Consider the following 17023-nt stretch of genomic DNA (forward strand, 5'->3'; position numbering starts at 1 on the left):
GTCATCATATTCGTCGTCAGAAAACAAGTATTATGCCATTATTTCAATGAGTTATCTTTTTTTGTCGTGTACAGAGACCTGATTGGATAAACCTGTACTTTTTAGTTTATCTAATGCCCCTTGTAAGCCCCCCTGTTTTTGAATCCAAGCAAGAATCAACGGCAGTACGGCTATAAGTAATGTTTGTGCTGTGTTACCACTAGTATTATTATTTGTCTGAGATGTATTGTTATTCGTACTACCTAACTGACCCAAAACTGAACCTAGGATTCCACCTAAACCACTTTGCGGCTGATTTTGATTGTTTTGTTGTTGACCACTAAGTTGCCCTAAAACAGAGCCAAGAATTCCACCCAAACCACTATTTTGTGAAGATTGTTGCTGACCGCCTAAGGCCTGTTTCGCTAAAATCTCTACGATATTTGTCAAATCTGTCATGGTTTTTATATTCCAGTTAGAATTATTTATTCGAAAAGCATACGCTGCTTTTCAACATGAAAACAAAGTTAAAGTGTTAAAATTTGCAAGAACATTTCATCAGTTTATTATTATTTTATAACTGCGGCTTATTCAGAGCCGCAGTAAACTCTAAGAAATCACCAACGAAATTTATTCCAATTTTCTGGATTTGCCCAAAATTTAGAGTTAAACCAATCAGGAACATGTTTGTAAGTTAAAATATTGAATTGCCATAGAGCAAAATCACTATCATGAGTAGTTTTATCAATAAGTTGAGTAAAACCTAGTGAACGCAATAGCTTTTCATCGTTTCGTTTACTAACAACAACAATCCTTTTTGCCATTAAGTCGCGTAACTTCACTAAAAGCTGCGCTTTATGTGTTTCAGTGATGTTTTGCATTTGCTCTGTATCAAATAATACAAAACCTAAATCATAACGTTGTGTAAATGGCAGATTTAAAAAGTCAGTTACGTTAAAATGATGCCATTGAATTTCAGCATTTTGATCAATTTGCTGACCGATACAAAGTGCAGTATGAATGGGCTGTTCTTTAGATAAATCGTCTAGCATAGAAGTGATGACATTTTGTTCAGCCATAACTGCAACCCTTGATTGAGAAAGATGAGAGTTTATTGATGGAACTACAAGGCATTTGTCACAAAATGCACGCAGCGCTCAAAACGCATAGTGTAACTGATCAACCAACCAGCAAGGCAAATGTTGAATATAAATTTATATTAGATCGTTCAGAAACTGATCTACCCTTCGTATTAGGTCAAGAATTAGAAATTGAATGGACTGGAAATATTTTTTGTACTTCGTGTGGTGCAAAGACTCCAAAATCATATTCACAAGGTCACTGTTTCAAGTGCTTCAAGACCAAAGCTGAATGTGATCTTTGTATTATGAAACCTGAGACTTGCCATTATCATCTTGGAACTTGTCGTGAAGATGAATTTGCACATAAGGTTTGTTTCCAACCTCATATTGTATATTTAGCTAATTCAAGCGCACTAAAAATTGGAATTACTCGTATCGTTAATATGCCAACTCGATGGTTAGATCAAGGTGCAACCCAAGCTTTACCCATTTTAAAAGTTGGTTCACGCCGCTTATCTGGTCATTTAGAAACTTTATTTGGTACACAAATTGCCGATAAGACGGATTGGCGTAAGCTCCTTAAAGGTGAAGCTGAACCATTGAATTTAATTGAGCAACGTGACCAGATTTTGGAAGAATTTGCACCAAAAATTCAAACGATTCGAGATGAGTTTAGCCAAAACTTAGAATTCAATGAAGAACTTGAATTTTTAGAACATGAATTGCCTAAAGAATTTATTTACCCAGTTGAACAATATCCAGAAAAAATTAAGTCCTTAAATTTGGATAAAACACCCAAAATTCGTGGTGTTTTACATGGCATTAAGGGGCAATATTTATTACTTGATATTGGTGTCATCAATATTCGTAAATACACAGGCTATGAAATGATTTTAAGAGCGTAAATGATAAGGTGGCATTTGAGATGCCACCTTTTTTAACTTAATTTGTTTTTAAACAATTCAGAATTGCATCAACAGGATTTTCAGTATCTCCTGAGATTAATTGTTTGTGCATGCTTAGATGTTGCATCATCTGAATATGTGCTGTTTCATTATCCATTAATTTCTCAATTTCAGAAGCAAGGTGTTCTGGTGTTGCATCAGCTTGAATTAATTCTTGGATGACTTTTTTACCTGCAATGATATTAGGTAAAGAGTAGTATGGAATCTTAACGAGAAACTTAGCAATCATATAAGTTAACCAATGTAACTTATAAAAAGTCACCATTGGGCGATGTAATAACATTGCTTCAAGCGTCGCAGTTCCCGATGCTAGTGCGACAATATCACTCGCATTCATGACCATACGACCTATTTTAGATTCAGCATCGGTATTTTCTAAAATATAAATTTTTGATTTTAAAGTTACATCTAAATTTTGAATACCATGTTCAATTTGTTGTCTTCGAGCATCATTAATTGCTGGAATCAGAAACTCTAGTTCAGGATATTTCTTATGTAGTATTTCCGCAGCCCCAATTAATAAAGGCAATAGTCTGTCAATTTCACCTCTTCGACTTCCTGGTAATAAAGCAACGTGCATTTCATGTGCAGATAAGCCAAGCTGATGTTTTGCTTCTACAATTGGATTTTTTAAAGCTAATTGTTTGGCTAGTGGATGCCCAACAAAAGCTGCTGGAACATCGTAATTTTCATAAAATGTTTTTTCAAATGGGAATAAACACAACACTAAATCTATACTACGTTTAATACCATGTACCCGCCCTTGACGCCATGCCCAAACAGATGGACTTACGTATTGAACTGTTTTAATTGGTAAATTCTTTTCTTTTATTGTTTTAGAAAGACGTAAATTGAAATCAGGTGCATCAATTCCAATAAAAATATCCACTGGATGTTCAGTCCAACGTTCAACTAGACCATCACGTACAGCAAATAACTTCTTTATATCTTTCAAAACCTCCACAATGCCCATTACTGATAAAATTTCCATTGGATAATAACTATGGAAACCCTCAGCAATCATTTGTGGACCACCAATACCTTCAAATTCAGCATCAATTCCTTGTTCGCGAAAACTGCGCATGAGTTTCACTCCTAGAGTATCTCCAGAAACTTCTCCCACCACGATACCAATTTTTAGTTTTTGCTTTAACAAGACCAATGCCCCACTGAAATATTTGAATGATTCTAACAAAATGATTTTACATCGAATCATAATAAGCTATCCAATTAATTTAAAAACTATCTTGATTAACGATAGTTAAATGATTGCGAGTTTATTTTCAATTTATTAATATTAACAATAATCATTTTCATTTGATATTTATTCTCCTATTAGAATATCATTCCATTACCTTAAATCAAACACAAATTACCTTAAATGGTGCTGGAAAAATTTTAGGCAACACAAGAAATAATAGTCCAGTAGCAACCTTAAATGCAGGCGTTTATGGTCTACATATGGCTACATTTGCGCAACCACTACTACGATTTGCTTTGTCTTGAATATGGAAACGCTATAGGATTTGTAAGTTGGTGGCTATTTGCAACACCGATTACATTTCTACTTGTGTCATGGGTTAATCAATTAAAACCTAACAAAAATAAAATTTTAGCAAAATAGAGAATGTTTAAATCACTCTACTTTTCAATTAATTATTTTACGTCACTTTGATCAAACTAAGATTTACTCTAGGAACTCATAAGTGCAAATTAATGAAACATGGCTGTGTAATTCAGTCAGTTTTTATACCGTTATCGACATTCTTTAGCTTTTTTTTGCATAAGTAAATCACTATTCATCACAACGAGTTATCTAAAAAAAGCATAAGATATGCTGGTTTTTGCATATTTAGGCATATTGATTATGTTTGGTCCTGTTGAATTTATTCTAGCTGGGGTTTTGGTTGGTTTCTGTGTAGGAATCACTGGTGTTGGTGGTGGCTCATTAATGACCCCCATTTTGATTAGTTTATTCAAAATTGAACCTCATATTGCAATCGGTACAGACCTGTTATATGCCTCTATTTCTAAATTTTGCGGTTCAATGGTACATGCTAAAAAACTAAATATTGTATGGCCAATTGTACTTTGGCTTGCACTTGGAAGTATTCCTGCATCTTTTGCCACCTCTTGGATTTTAGAACATTATTTAAGTCAATCAACGCATTATAAAGCTGTGCTGACCATGGTCTTAGGCTTTATGTTGACCTTGACAGGTATCTCTATTGTATTTCGTAGCCAAGTTGAAAAGTTCTTTGATCGTTTCCGTAATCGTGAACAAGCAAATATGGAAAGTGAGCAGCATGCTCTCCAGCATAAACGCTTATATATCGTCATCATGGGCATGGTTTTAGGTATTTTCGTCACCCTCTCTTCTGTAGGCGCTGGTGCTTTCGGGATTATGGCGCTCGTAATTATGTTTCCTAACTTACCGATGATCCGTATTATTGGTTCAGATGTCGTACATGCTGTCTTATTAACCGCTGTTGCTGGTTTAAGTCATATGTCTTCAGGTAATGTCGACTTTCATTTATTAATGTGGTTACTTGTTGGTTCTATTCCTGCAATCATTGTTGGAACTTTAATTAGTTCGCGTATGCCAGAAAGACTTATTCGTAGAATCTTAGGTATTACATTATTTGCCCTTGGTGTTAACTTTATGGTTAATCCAGTTAAGGCAAAACCTAAACCAGTTGAAACCCATAAAGTTGCTGTTGTTCAACAAACAAGCCATTCATCTAGTATGGTTTAATTCTGAAAAAAGCCGATTGTTTTCCGCAATTTTTGCGAATCGATAGTTAATCAATCGGCTTTTCATGCTATATTCGTAGACAAAATAACCTCTTCTTTCGATTGAATTTGTGACAGCAATGAATACTCTACAGTCAAATCCAGTTTCTCAGCCAGATATCGACGACGTTAATATTAAAAGCATTCAAACCTTAATTACCCCTGCGGAACTGAAAGCTGATCTTCCTTTATCTGAAGCTGCATCTCAAACTGTGTTACAAGGACGTGCAACTGTACGTAATATTTTAGACGGCAATGACAAACGTTTGTTTGTGGTGATTGGACCTTGTTCAATCCATGATGTTAAAGCTGCAAATGAATATGCTGATCGCTTAAAAGAATTAAGTGAAAAAGTAAAAGATACTTTATACCTTGTGATGCGTGTATATTTTGAAAAACCACGTACGACAGTCGGTTGGAAAGGTCTAATCAACGATCCAGATATGAATGACTCTTTCAATATTGAAAAAGGTTTACATATTGGTCGTGGTCTTTTGCTTGAATTAAATGAAAAAGGCTTGCCATGTGCGACCGAAGCACTTGATCCAAATTCTCCACAATATTATCAAGATTTGATTTCTTGGTCTGCGATTGGCGCACGTACTACAGAAAGCCAAACACATCGTGAAATGTCTTCTGGTTTATCATCTCCTGTTGGGTTTAAAAACGGTACAGATGGCGGCTTGACTGTTGCAACCAATGCAATGCAATCCGTTAAACATGGCCACAGCTTCCTGGGTCTAAATGAAAATGGTCAGGTGGCAATTATCAATACCAAAGGCAATCCTTATGCTCATGTGGTATTACGTGGTGGTAATGGCAAGCCAAACTACGATGCTTCTTCTGTTGCGGAAGCAGAAGCAGCTTTGGCAAAAGCCAAAGTCAGCAACAAGATTATGATTGATACCAGTCATGCCAACTCAAACAAAGACCCGTACCTGCAACCTTTGGTTTTAAAGAACATCACAGAGCAAATTCTGGATGGTAATAAATCAATCGTAGGTATCATGGTTGAAAGTCACCTTAAAGGCGGTCGTCAGGATATTCCTGAAAACCTATGTGATCTAGTATATGGTCAATCTGTGACTGATGGTTGTATCGATTGGGATACAACAGAAAGAGCATTATTAGAAATGCATGAAGCATTAAAAGATATTTTGCCAAATCGTTAATCTTTAAATAGATGTAAAACAGGCTCTTATGAGCCTGTTTTTAATTTTAGTGTCTAAAAATATTAAATCTGTACTTCTATATCTGTAACTGGGAAAGCCACACAACTATAAATCCAACCAAATTGTTGTTCTGATTTACGCAGATGAGCCTCTTGTGGGTTAAATACCTTACCTGACAATAATTTGACTCGGCACAAACTACATTCTCCAGAACGACATGCATTTTCAACAAAAAAACCATTTCGTTCCAAACTATTCAATAATGGTTCACCTACTCTAGATTGATAATGCCCCTTACCTTTGACGGTAATCGTCACAATCTGATCTAAGGAAATGCTTTGTGGCCAACCTAATTGAGTTTCTGGATGTTTGGGTGCGCCATTCGCTTCAATTCGAATTCGACGTTTAGGAATACCGATTTCTGTTAACAGCTTTAGACAGTTTTCATTAAATGGCGTTGGTCCACAAATATAAAACATTTGTTGTCGACTTTCCCCAAGTAGATTTTGCAACCTCTCTAGGCTTAAACGTCCCCTTGTTCCTTGATAAAGATCACTTGGGCGAGTGACAAACTCCGTAAGTTTGAAATTCGGAAATTCCTTTGTGAGTTGACGTAACTCATTGGCATAAATCACATCATCTTCAAAGCTATTGACATAGATCAAGTGGAAATCATACTTTAAATTTTTAGTCAATATATCGCGTAGCATACTTCTAGCAGGCACACTACCTGAACCACCCGCAAGGAAAACCAATTCATGCCCATGAAAAAGTGGATTATGATAAAAATTACCCATTGGGCCACTGCTTTCAATGATTTGACCTACTTGTAGTTGATCAACGAGATAATGTGAAACAAATCCTCCATCTGCTTTCTTCACTGTAATATCGTAAAAATCTAACTCTAAGGGCATGGATGCAATTGCATAAGGTCGGGCTGTATTTACACCATTAATGTTCACAAATAGATTGATGTATTGACCTGCTTGAAAGGCTGGTAATTGTTTAGTTGAAGTTACAACGAAACGAATGGTTTTGGTCGTTGCTGTTTCAGTCAGGATATCTTTCACCTGAAGCTGAAGTCGTTTCGGGTGTAGTTGATCAATCAGAGTTTTTACTTGCCCATGACGCTCTGAAAAATCAGTTCCTGTTTGCTCTAATTGTTGTTTAAATGCTAGGGTTTCATGGAAGCCAGAAACTGCATTAAATACATTGATCTCAGACATGTTCTAACTCCTGTTTTTGTAATGTTTTAACGACAGCTCTTGCTGTGGATACACCAGCGGTATAAGTCGGTTGAAATCCGCCCATTGATGTCCATGAACCTGCAAAATAAAGTCCCTCAACCGTATTTAAACGATCACGAATCAAGGCGGAGTCGGTCGCATTTTGATTAAAACCATAAATCGCACCGCCTGGACTATTTAAATAACGCATCATGGTTAGTGGTGTTGCAACTTCTAACTCTTCGATGTGAGTACGAATTTCTGGGCAAACTGTTGATTCAATCAAGTCAATCAATTGATCTGCAAATTCATATTTCACTTTGGCATATTGTTCTGGTGCGACATTATTCCAAACATCTGCATATTGTAGGCAGACTAGAACCACCTGACTTTTGCCTGTAGGTGCAGCATCCGCATCATCCACGTTGTAACAGGTCAACATGCCGCTAATTGGGCTATGAAACGTTTCCATCACATCGTAAACTTTTTCCCAATCTGTGGTTCTGGAAATAAACATCGAAGGTACGTGAATACCTAATTGCTCAGGTGTACGGTCTAACCCTAAATAAATCACAAATGCTGAAGTGCCAATGCGTCTTGATTTGAAGTCGAGTTTGATTTTTTCTGGAGCTTCAATATCTAATAGTTCATTGAAGGTTAAAATTGGGCTAGCATTAGAAATCACTGCATGACATGAGTGAATACTTCCATCTTCCAAACGGACAGCAGAAATTTTCCCATCCTGAGTCAAAATTTTCTCTACGCCACAGTTAAATCGGGCTTCACCTCCTGCTTCCAAGAAAGATTCCAGTAAAGCATTGGACATTGCCTGTGATCCACCTTTGATATGCCACGGCTTAAAAACAGCATAGGCATATAACATGACAGCTAAATCGCTAAATAACATACGGTTTGGTGCTGCGCCTGTGTAATACCAATATGCAATCACCACAGAAATTAATTTCTGATCTTGAAAAATTTCATTCACAACATCGGATAGTGTTCTAAAACCATATTTCATAAAATATGGACAATGTGCTTCTAAGAATGCTTGGTCTTGTAACCTTTGCGCATGTGGAACTGTTTTAAAACTCTCCATCGTTAAATGTTCACAAATCTGCATAAAGTGGTCGATATTGCTTATTTCTTGCGGAAATTGTTCATGCAATACCTTACGAATACCTGACCAGCTTGCAGGTAAAGTAATATCTAGTTCATTTGGAATTACTAAACGGTAAAGCTCTTTTTCTTGTACAAATTGAACTTTATCCATCACACCCAGTTCATTGAAAATCTGGCGCATAATAAAAGGTTTATCTTCGGTACCAAGACCGCTTAATTGATGCAATGCAACTTCAAACTCAAAATCACCACGTACAAATGAAGTTGCACATCCTCCTGGAATATTATGTTTTTCTACCAACAACGTTTTCTTGCCCATTCGCTGAGCAGTCACGGCCGCCGTTAAACCCGCATTGCCTGAACCGATTACCACCACATCATAATTTGACATGCTTCACCTCATCTTAACACTAGTAAGATATGAATAAAAAAATTAAAAACTAAACTCATGTAAATTATCAAACTGGGCAATTGATTTACTCATTCGTGCCTGAATCGACTGCTGAATATCGCTACCATTTAGAATCGCTGCTTGTAGCAAAGTCGTATGCTCTAGTGCCGCCGAGACACTATGATCACGTGCATAGACGAGACTTCGTTTGCTGCCGTGTATGGCAACGGGTGGTTTACTCGCAATTTTTTGTGCAATTTTAAACGCATGCTGTAAGAGTTGTTCTTTATTTTCTAGCACTTTAACCACTAAACCGAGACGATAAGCTTCAGTAACCGTTAATGTTTCTCCTGTAAATGCATAATATCGCGCAATATTGTCTGGGATAATTTTCGGCAATCGTTGTAATACCCCAACATCTGCCATCATGCCAACATTGATTTCTTCAATTCTGAATTGTGCCTGCATACTTGCAAAACTAAAATCGCAGGCAGCAATTAAGTCTAAGCCTGCACCAATACAAGCGCCGTGTATTGCTGCAATCACAGGGAAACGCAAAGTTTCTAAACAACTCAATGCTTGTTGCATTTCGGTCAGGCTCAACAGGATGGTTTCTCGATCTAATGCATTTTGAGCATGAAATTCTGGACGCTCAGCAAACATCTGTAAGTCTAACCCTCCACAGAAGATCTCACCTTCTGCTGAAATGATCATGGCACGCACCAGACCTGAATGATTCAGTTGTTGGATTGCTTTTGGAAACTCTTTCCAAAATGATAAATTGAGACTATTGGCTTTATGTGGTCGTGAAAGTTGTAAATGAGCCACACCCTCATGTACTGTGACATGAAAGCACTCATAGCACTTCTCCATGCTGCTTTTCCTTTTGTTGAGTGAAAATAGAACAAGCACAGTGTATGTTTTAATCTTTACACTGTAAAGATACTTAACATCAAAAAGATTAACTTGATATGCTAAGATAAAGACATCATTCAAATTTATAATTTTTTTACATGCCAAGAAATGCAGCTAAACCACGTGAGACGTATCATGTCGGTAATCTTGAACCACAATTGTTGATTCAAGCCAAACGCATGCTTGAAGAAGTTGGACCTACTAAAATTTCGATCAGAGCAATAGCAGAACAATTAGGTGTGAGTGCAACAGCCGTCTATTATCACTTTGCGAATAAAGATGAGCTTTTGAGCCGATTGGCTGCAACAGGATTTTCGGAATTAGAATTTGTTTTAAATCAGGCTTTAGCTGAAAGTACAGCAACAACAATTTTAAAAGAAGTTAGCTTGGCTTATTTTCGTTTTGCTAAACGCAATCCTACAATGTATCAACTAATGTTTGGCTCAGAGATCACGCAAGCGACTTTAACGCCTGAGTTAGAACGTGCGAGAGAACAAGCATTTCAGGTTCTAAAACAAACTATTGCTCAAATTCTTGATCAAGAAATTCATTCAAAGATGGTGCGAATAACAGCTTTATCAAGTTGGTCACATATTCATGGTATGGCGTCTTTATTGATTCATCAGGTGATTGTATTACCTGAAACTATCGATGAAGAACAATTGGTTGAAAATGCCTTACAAAGTCTTAAACATTTATTTTCTTTAATACCATAAAGATTGAAAATTACGATGGGTAATGCATAAATCTCGCCACGTATTTTGCACAACGTATCTAATTTGTTTTGAACCGTAACATTTTTTTAATTATACTGCTGCCACATTTCCCCTACGACGTATCGCTGATATGAAGTCCAGTTTTCGTCAACACTTGCTAAAGTGGCGCGCCTCGCTCGGTGCGATTACTTTGCTTTGTTTACTCTGGCATATCTTCTTACCAACGATGGTACATACTGGCGTCGTGCCTGCACTCTATGCAATGCCTACACATTGCCAAGTCACAGAAATTAAAAATGCATCGTTGATAACACAAACGCATTCAAGTCATCATCAACACAGCATGCATGAAATGCATCACGAACAGCAGCTACAACCGACTCAGCATGATCAACTCAGTGATTATGCAAAAGAGGTTTTTGCCCTTGCTAGTCAAATCATGAAGCATTGTCCTTTATGTACACATGGTTTAGATGCTATTGCAATTATTCCTTTAATTGCATTTATTTTAATCTTTGTACTGGCTTGGTTTAGTCGTGTACGATGCCTATGTTATACGTGGTTAGAAGATCTGCATATTCCACGTATCTTCTATATTTTCCCGATTAAACAAGCCCCTCCACTCGCTCTATAAAATGCTTTTTTAACATTTCGTATCCAGTGAATCACTGCGGTACAGCCTCGTTTATTGCTTTTTATAGAGTTAAATATGAATACTCAATTTCGTTTGTCAGTATTAACGGCTGCATGTCTATCGATTACCTATAGCTCTATGGCTTTAGCTGAAACATCAGCTCAAGATCAGACTAAAACGCTAGATACAATCGTGGTAACAGCAAGCCGTGAAGGTGAATCTATAAATAATACTCCTGCTGCGATTAGCAAAATTACTAGCCAAGATATAGATGATAAACATGCCACATTCATTGGTCAGTTAGTTAATCAAACCCCAGGTGTGTTAATGAATGACTTGGGCAACGAACAACATATGATGTCGATTCGTCAACCCATCACCACTTCTGCTGTTTATCAATATTTGGAAGATGGCATTTCAATCCGTCCAGTCGGTGTGTTTAACCACAATGCTTTATATGAAGTAAATTTAGCTGGAATTGATAGCATTGAAATTTTGCGTGGCCCAGCAAGTAGCTTGTATGGAAGTAATGCAATTGGTGGCACGATTAATTTCCTCACCAAAGCAACGAGTTTAACCCCAACTGCTGATTTAGGTGTGAGTGCAAGCTCTGAAGGTTATCGCCGTTTAGACTTAGGTGCATCCAATACGTTTGATACTGAGTATGGTGAACATGGTTTAAGACTGTCTGCCTATGCCAGTGATCGTGGTGATAGCTGGCAAGATCATGCTGAAAGTAATAAGCAAAGTGTGACCTTAAGACATGATTGGCGTATATCAGATGCCACTCAAATCAAAAATATTTTCAGCTACAACCATTTAAAAACCGATATGACGGGTAGCCTAAATGCAAATGATTTTAGCGCACGTCCAGGTTATAGTTATCAAACATTTACGTATCGAGAAGTAGACTCAACCCGTCTTTCATCACAGATTAACCATCAGTGGGATGATCAGCAACAAAGTCAATTGACTGTATATTATCGCAATAATACAACCGATCAAAATCCGAGCTACAATATTCGCACTGATGTAAAAGATAAAAAGCCTACAGGAACTTATAGCGGGCAAACCACCTATAACGCTTTTCAATCTTATGGCTTAAATTTACAGCACTCTATTAATTTGGATCAGGTGAAATTGATCATCGGAGCAATGGCAGATCATTCGCCGAACCAAGCTCAAACCAATGATATTCAAGTTTTTCGTGATCCAAACACGCTAGTTTATACGGGTTTCAAACAACGTCAGTTGTTACGTGATTTCAAAGTTGATGTCAATAACCAAGCATTGTACACACAAGCAAATTGGCAAGCTTTGCCGAATCTAAATTTGGTTGTTGGTGCACGCTATGATTGGATCGGTTATGACTTTGATAACAAGCTTGTTCCCTCTAAAGTTACAGGTGCGCCAGATGAAAAACGTAGTTTTCACAAGGCAAGCCCTCAACTTGGTTTTGTATGGAATATCTCACCTGAATTAGATCTGTATAGCAATTGGTCACAAGGTTTTGTGCCACCAGAAGTTAGTAGTTTATATGGCGCAAATTTGGTCACACCAGATTTAAAAGAAGCCACATTTAATAATATTGATGCCGGTTTACGTTTCAAAGTTTTAGATGACCGATTGGATGGAGAAATTACCTTATATCGTTTACAAGGTAAGGATGAAGTTCTAAGTTATACAAAACCTGATAATACCCGTGGACCAAGAAATGCAGGCAAAACCTTACATCAAGGTATCGAAATTGGTGGAACTTGGAATATTACTGAACAGTATGATCAACGTTTAAAGTTATCCGGAAGTATCGCCAAACACGAATATAAAGAATTTCAGCCCTCATCAATACTCAACTATAGTGGCAATACAATGCCAAACTCTCCAAAAAGTTTTGGCACAATTGAATATCAAATCAAACCTGTCCCAGCATTATTACTTTCGGCTGAAGGTGTTTATGTCGGTTCATATTGGATCGATGATGCTAATACTGAAAAATATGATGGGCATACCATTCTAAATTTACGTGCAAATTATCGTAAAAATGCTTATGAGATTTATGGGCAAATTCTGAATGTAGCTGATGTCCATTATGCTGACAGCACTTCATATAGCAGTAATCAAGCTAGTTATACGCCTGCAGCACCACGAACCTATTTATTAGGTTTACGTTATCATTTTGGAAAATAAACAATGAATGCCAATCAACTCAAGAAGTTACTGAAATTTCATCGTAGCTTTGGAATGGTGCTTGGCATTCTGATTTTGATGTGGTCTTTAACAGGTGTGTTGCATCCAATTATGAGTGCAACACAACCTCAACCCGTCAAAAGAATGCCTCCACCTCAGCAACTGAATTTAACAAATGCTTTGCCTGCACCTTTGGTTTTACAGCAGCATAAAATTGAAGAATTTTCAGGATTACAAACCATTCAGCTACAACCTGAACTTGTGGCTTATCGAGTTTTACAACCAAATCAAAACATTGCGAAATACGTTGATAGTCGATCGGGTCAACTCATCACAGATGGAGAGCAACAAGATGCAAAACGTCTTGCAATTTGGTATACAGGTTTAGCCAAACAACAGATCGTTTCGACCGAACTGATCACTGAGTTTAGTGATGATTATCCAAGTGTGAATCGTTTATTGCCTGTTTGGCGTGTAAGTTTTGATAATGGTTTAAGAGCTTATGTCGATCCATCACAATCTCGATTAGCCACACTTTCCAATGACCAAAAAATGTGGATGGCGAAAATATTTCGTTTAGGTCATACATGGACTTGGGGTGATCAACCGTGGACAGGACAAAGTATACTGATGCAAATTGCTTTGATTGGCATTTTGGTACTGACTTGTATGGGTATTGGATTGTTTTTTAGGATTCTTAATCGCCAGAACCATCGTTTAGCTCACAAGCCAATTCGCTTTTTACATCGCTATTTGGGCATCAATCTAAGTATATTTATCTTGCTATGGGTATTCAGTGGTTTCTATCATGTTTGGCATAAAAAATCTGAGATTGTGAACATTCAACCAATATTTTATACACAGGATCTAAGTGCTGTCGCATGGAAAACGGCTGTTCAACACCCCATACAACGCCTTAATCTTGTACCGATCTCCTTTGCTCAAGATCACGCTCAAGCAGGTTGGATGGTTCAATTGACAGGTAAACCACAGCTACAAGGCAGCATGACCGTAGCCAAAGAACATGATCATAATCATCATCCTCAAAGTGCTGCCCCTGCAATTGAATTGATTGATGCGAATACCGCGACAAAATTAAATACGCTTGAGCAAAGTAAGCAGTTGGCTGCCGACTATTTACATTTACCAGTGGATCACTTTACACAAAGCTCATGGGTCACCAGTTTTAGTGGTGAATATGGTTTTATCAACAAACGTTTACCCGTAGTTAAAGTTGAAAGCAATTTAAGTGATCAACTCAGGCTGTATATTGAGCCAAGTAGCGGTGTGATTGCAGCGCAAGTCACTCAACAAGATGCTTTAGAAGGTTTTAGTTTTGCATATCTACATAAGTGGACATGGCTACCACTAGATAAAACGCTCAGAGATATCTTGTTAGGTAGTATTGCTGGACTCATCGCTTTATTGGTGATCTTAGGTTGCACATTAGCAATTCGAAAATCGTCCTAAGTTCTTTGTTGATCCTTCTTAGTCTAAGGAGGATCAATTTTTTAAAATTAAACCCATCAAATATAAAATGAAGCCATCACAAAACTTAGCATTAAACCTGTCTCAACCAGCTCAATTGCAGCGCCAACAGTATCACCAGTAATCCCACCAATTCTTTTGATAAATAAGGCTCTTAAAAAAAACAATACAGTAATAAAGCAGATAAAAGTCACTAATCCCAACCATTTAAACACACAAAGTAATGTAATTGTAATGACAAAAACAGTCCACGTAAGTTTCTTTGGAATAAAATCAGTAATTGAACGTCCTAGCCCTTTATCACGAACATAAGCTGTGGTTAGAAATAAAAATAATGGAACACTACGCCCAAGTACTGGAACGAGAATCAAAAAAGTATTGAGATGCTGCTCAAGCAGCACATACAGCGCAGCAAACTTGAGTAAACAAACCACAACAAGACTCAGTACACCGATTGGACCACAGTTTGGGTCTTTCATAATCTTGAGTGTACGTTCAGAATCACCAAAACCACCCACCCAAGCATCGGCTGTATCGGCTAAACCATCAAGGTGAAGCCCACCTGTTAGCCATATCCATAACACTAAAATGATGCTGGCAATCAATAAAATTGGCAGCTTGACTAAAATCAGGGATACACCAAACAGAATGAGTCCGATCAATAAGCCTATAAATGGATAAAATAAAATCGCTTGACCATTTTGTTTTGCATTAGGCATTGTTTTTAAGTTAATCGGCAAAACTGTCAAAAATTGCAAGGCAATCCAAAAAGCTGTCATGCAAAAAATCTCTATCAAACAATATTGATGATTTACAGATTATGAAGAAACAAAAATGGGAATAGAACCCTATTCCCAAATTAAAATGATGAATCAACTAGATTATTGAATTTGATAACATTGTTTGAGTTTCAAATAATCATAATAGAAACTGTTGGTACTATATTGTGCATATTTACATGATGATTTAAACAAGGTCTCTTTTTCATTGTAGAGCATTTTTATCAAAGTTGTGCCTTGAGCATTTTGGTAAATATCCCACTGTAAATTCGCAGCCATTGGCGATACTACTTCACCTCTCCACGTACTATTGCTGTAGTTATAGGTTTGACGTAAAGGCAAAGGCTGCATCATGTCATGTAACTCCAAACTAGTCGCCAGTGGAATAATGATTTCTGCATGTGCGAAGCGTAATACCGCGCGGTGGGACTGTTGTTTATCGACAATTGCATCTACTTGCTTAAACAAATCTTGTTTTAGACCTTGAGCAATGTTACTGGTGACAGCATTTGATTCTTGAAAGCTTGGCCCTTTCTCATAAAAATCATTTGCATCGTTAAATTCAGCATAGAATTTTGCAGCATCTACAGGCATATATTGATCAAAATTTACATTTTTTAATTCAAGCTGCATACCACCAGAAATTGAATACAGCTCATAAAGATAAGCAGCGGCATCCACAGCACTTGCAATGGTATTTTTCCCTTTACCTTTTTCTGTAATGGTTTCACCTTTTGGCGATGTCACGGTATAAGTGCCACTATTACTGAAAGTATAACCAGTCGTACCTAATTTTTTGATAAATTCAGGCTTAAAAATTGGGTTAAGTACATTCATTGCAATTTGCTGTGCGCGTGTATCTTTTGCCAAATCATTTAACTTATTTTTTAGATATACATCTTCAGCTTCAAATTTTTGATAGGCTTGACTTGCATCATAGATTGCTTGTTGTTGTGTTGATAATGGTTTAAGCAAATCTTGATCTTTATTCAAGCTATGGAAATAAAGTTTAAAACGATCTACGCCACCATCTTCAATAGATGGAATACTGGTACTGACCAAACTTGTATATGACGTAGGTGTAATTTGATTCTTCAATTGGGGTTGTTGTTGAATCAATTCAGCAGTAAAAAACTTGGCGCTATCAACCGCACGATCTACGCCTGAGCTTTGAACTAAAATAGATTCAGGTTGTGTCGCTGCTGTTTTAAATAGCTCAGGTAGACGCTGTAAAAGACGGTCTGCGATACCTCGATGTTCTTGAATACCAAGCATCGTTTCATTGCCATATCCATACTGGCGAATCCCATCTACGCCGTAACCCAGCAAAATATTTGCTTTCATCATATTTTCTAAATCAGCACCTAGTTTTTCACCTAAAGGTGTTAAAGCATTCTCAGCCTTGGCTTGTTTCCATAAATTATAAAGTGCCAAATCATATTTAATGCTCGATAATCCTCGAGAACCATGACGTGCGACTAACTCTGTAAAAACAGGCTCTGTACACGACAAAAAAAGATAACTCATTGAAATAATGGCATAATACTTGTTTTCTGACGACGAATATGATGACA

Annotated in this window: 14 protein-coding genes and 3 pseudogenes; 9 read left to right on the forward strand and 8 right to left on the reverse strand. The window is 37.2% G+C overall.

The genetic code is table 11. The annotated features are described in order from the left end of the window. Positions 1-75: 75 nt before the first annotated feature. Both CDG56_RS15510 and CDG56_RS15515 read right to left on the reverse strand, forming a co-directional pair. Positions 76-438, reverse strand: a pseudogene (locus CDG56_RS15510) (hypothetical protein); the annotation flags it as partial. Between the two features lie 158 nt (positions 439-596). Next, on the reverse strand, positions 597-1058 hold the full coding sequence (locus CDG56_RS15515; protein ID WP_004662088.1) for a DUF6231 family protein: 462 nt from the start codon (positions 1056-1058) through the stop codon (positions 597-599). 38 nt (positions 1059-1096) lie between these two features. On the opposite strand from CDG56_RS15515, the gene CDG56_RS15520 reads away from it, so the two are divergent. Next, positions 1097-1966 (forward strand): DUF2797 domain-containing protein, encoded by an 870-nt coding sequence (locus CDG56_RS15520; protein WP_087537094.1) that lies wholly within the window; start codon positions 1097-1099, stop codon positions 1964-1966. A gap of 37 nt (positions 1967-2003) precedes the next feature. On the opposite strand, the gene lpxB is transcribed toward CDG56_RS15520, so the two are convergent. Then, a complete protein-coding gene (lpxB, locus tag CDG56_RS15525; protein WP_171295174.1) occupies positions 2004-3182 on the reverse strand; it encodes a lipid-A-disaccharide synthase in 1179 nt (392 codons plus the stop codon). 179 nt (positions 3183-3361) lie between these two features. Here lpxB and CDG56_RS15530 point away from each other — a divergent pair. The 4 genes and pseudogenes from CDG56_RS15530 to CDG56_RS15545 all read left to right on the forward strand — a co-directional run. Beyond that, positions 3362-3523 (forward strand): annotated as a pseudogene (locus CDG56_RS15530) (PepSY domain-containing protein); the annotation flags it as partial. Next, positions 3519-3650: pseudogene (locus CDG56_RS17390) on the forward strand (DUF1634 domain-containing protein); the annotation flags it as partial. The pseudogenes CDG56_RS15530 and CDG56_RS17390, both read left to right, overlap by 5 nt. A 243-nt stretch (positions 3651-3893) precedes the next feature. Further along, complete coding sequence (locus tag CDG56_RS15540) at positions 3894-4781, forward strand: sulfite exporter TauE/SafE family protein (RefSeq protein WP_087548379.1); 888 nt, start codon at positions 3894-3896, stop codon at positions 4779-4781. 118 nt (positions 4782-4899) lie between these two features. Next, entirely contained in the window at positions 4900-5991 is a 1092-nt protein-coding gene (locus CDG56_RS15545) for a 3-deoxy-7-phosphoheptulonate synthase (RefSeq protein ID WP_087548370.1), read from the forward strand. 62 nt (positions 5992-6053) lie between these two features. Here the strand turns inward: CDG56_RS15545 and CDG56_RS15550 are convergent, their stop codons facing one another. From CDG56_RS15550 to CDG56_RS15560, 3 genes are read right to left on the reverse strand one after another with little or no spacing between them, the layout of a single operon-like run. Then, the gene (locus CDG56_RS15550) at positions 6054-7217 is read right to left on the reverse strand and encodes an FAD-binding oxidoreductase (RefSeq protein ID WP_087548371.1); all 1164 of its coding nucleotides are present in this window, start codon (positions 7215-7217) and stop codon (positions 6054-6056) included. Further along, positions 7210-8730 (reverse strand): phytoene desaturase family protein, encoded by a 1521-nt coding sequence (locus CDG56_RS15555; RefSeq protein WP_087548372.1) that lies wholly within the window; start codon positions 8728-8730, stop codon positions 7210-7212. The genes CDG56_RS15550 and CDG56_RS15555 overlap by 8 nt, the downstream gene beginning before the upstream one ends. 42 nt (positions 8731-8772) lie before the next feature. Then, entirely contained in the window at positions 8773-9603 is an 831-nt protein-coding gene (locus CDG56_RS15560; RefSeq protein WP_087548373.1) for an enoyl-CoA hydratase-related protein, read from the reverse strand. Between the two features lie 140 nt (positions 9604-9743). Here CDG56_RS15560 and CDG56_RS15565 point away from each other — a divergent pair, with 140 nt between their 5' ends. The 4 genes from CDG56_RS15565 (at position 9744) to CDG56_RS15580 (ending at position 14652) form a co-directional block, all read left to right on the forward strand. Next, positions 9744-10361, forward strand: a complete 618-nt coding sequence (locus CDG56_RS15565; RefSeq protein ID WP_087548374.1) for a TetR/AcrR family transcriptional regulator — start codon at positions 9744-9746, stop codon at positions 10359-10361. Between the two features lie 130 nt (positions 10362-10491). Continuing rightward, positions 10492-10995, forward strand: coding sequence for a hypothetical protein (locus CDG56_RS15570; protein WP_087548375.1), 504 nt, complete (start codon positions 10492-10494; stop codon positions 10993-10995). A gap of 75 nt (positions 10996-11070) precedes the next feature. Further along, positions 11071-13182: a TonB-dependent receptor gene (locus tag CDG56_RS15575; RefSeq protein ID WP_087548376.1), complete on the forward strand. Its 2112-nt coding sequence runs from the start codon at positions 11071-11073 to the stop codon at positions 13180-13182. 3 nt (positions 13183-13185) lie between these two features. Further along, positions 13186-14652, forward strand: coding sequence for a PepSY domain-containing protein (locus CDG56_RS15580; RefSeq protein ID WP_087548377.1), 1467 nt, complete (start codon positions 13186-13188; stop codon positions 14650-14652). A gap of 56 nt (positions 14653-14708) precedes the next feature. Here the strand turns inward: CDG56_RS15580 and CDG56_RS15585 are convergent, their stop codons facing one another. Both CDG56_RS15585 and CDG56_RS15590 read right to left on the reverse strand, forming a co-directional pair. After that, entirely contained in the window at positions 14709-15449 is a 741-nt protein-coding gene (locus CDG56_RS15585; RefSeq protein ID WP_087548378.1) for an adenosylcobinamide-GDP ribazoletransferase, read from the reverse strand. 102 nt (positions 15450-15551) lie between these two features. Continuing rightward, positions 15552-17023 (reverse strand): histidine-type phosphatase (locus tag CDG56_RS15590; RefSeq protein WP_227519084.1); only part of this gene is annotated, 1472 nt, incomplete at its 5' end.

The organism is Acinetobacter sp. WCHA39, from assembly GCF_002165385.1.
Classification (GTDB): Bacteria; Pseudomonadota; Gammaproteobacteria; order Pseudomonadales; family Moraxellaceae; genus Acinetobacter.

Coding starts and splice junctions, on each gene's coding strand:
- CDG56_RS15515 (WP_004662088.1), bottom strand. CDS start 1,058: ATGGCTGAACAAAATGTCATCACTTCTATGCTAGACGATTTATCTAAA.
- CDG56_RS15520 (WP_087537094.1), top strand. CDS start 1,097: ATGGAACTACAAGGCATTTGTCACAAAATGCACGCAGCGCTCAAAACG.
- CDG56_RS15540 (WP_087548379.1), top strand. CDS start 3,894: ATGTTTGGTCCTGTTGAATTTATTCTAGCTGGGGTTTTGGTTGGTTTC.
- CDG56_RS15545 (WP_087548370.1), top strand. CDS start 4,900: ATGAATACTCTACAGTCAAATCCAGTTTCTCAGCCAGATATCGACGAC.
- CDG56_RS15550 (WP_087548371.1), bottom strand. CDS start 7,217: ATGTCTGAGATCAATGTATTTAATGCAGTTTCTGGCTTCCATGAAACC.
- CDG56_RS15555 (WP_087548372.1), bottom strand. CDS start 8,730: ATGTCAAATTATGATGTGGTGGTAATCGGTTCAGGCAATGCGGGTTTA.
- CDG56_RS15560 (WP_087548373.1), bottom strand. CDS start 9,603: ATGGAGAAGTGCTATGAGTGCTTTCATGTCACAGTACATGAGGGTGTG.
- CDG56_RS15565 (WP_087548374.1), top strand. CDS start 9,744: ATGCCAAGAAATGCAGCTAAACCACGTGAGACGTATCATGTCGGTAAT.
- CDG56_RS15570 (WP_087548375.1), top strand. CDS start 10,492: ATGAAGTCCAGTTTTCGTCAACACTTGCTAAAGTGGCGCGCCTCGCTC.
- CDG56_RS15575 (WP_087548376.1), top strand. CDS start 11,071: ATGAATACTCAATTTCGTTTGTCAGTATTAACGGCTGCATGTCTATCG.
- CDG56_RS15580 (WP_087548377.1), top strand. CDS start 13,186: ATGAATGCCAATCAACTCAAGAAGTTACTGAAATTTCATCGTAGCTTT.
- CDG56_RS15585 (WP_087548378.1), bottom strand. CDS start 15,449: ATGACAGCTTTTTGGATTGCCTTGCAATTTTTGACAGTTTTGCCGATT.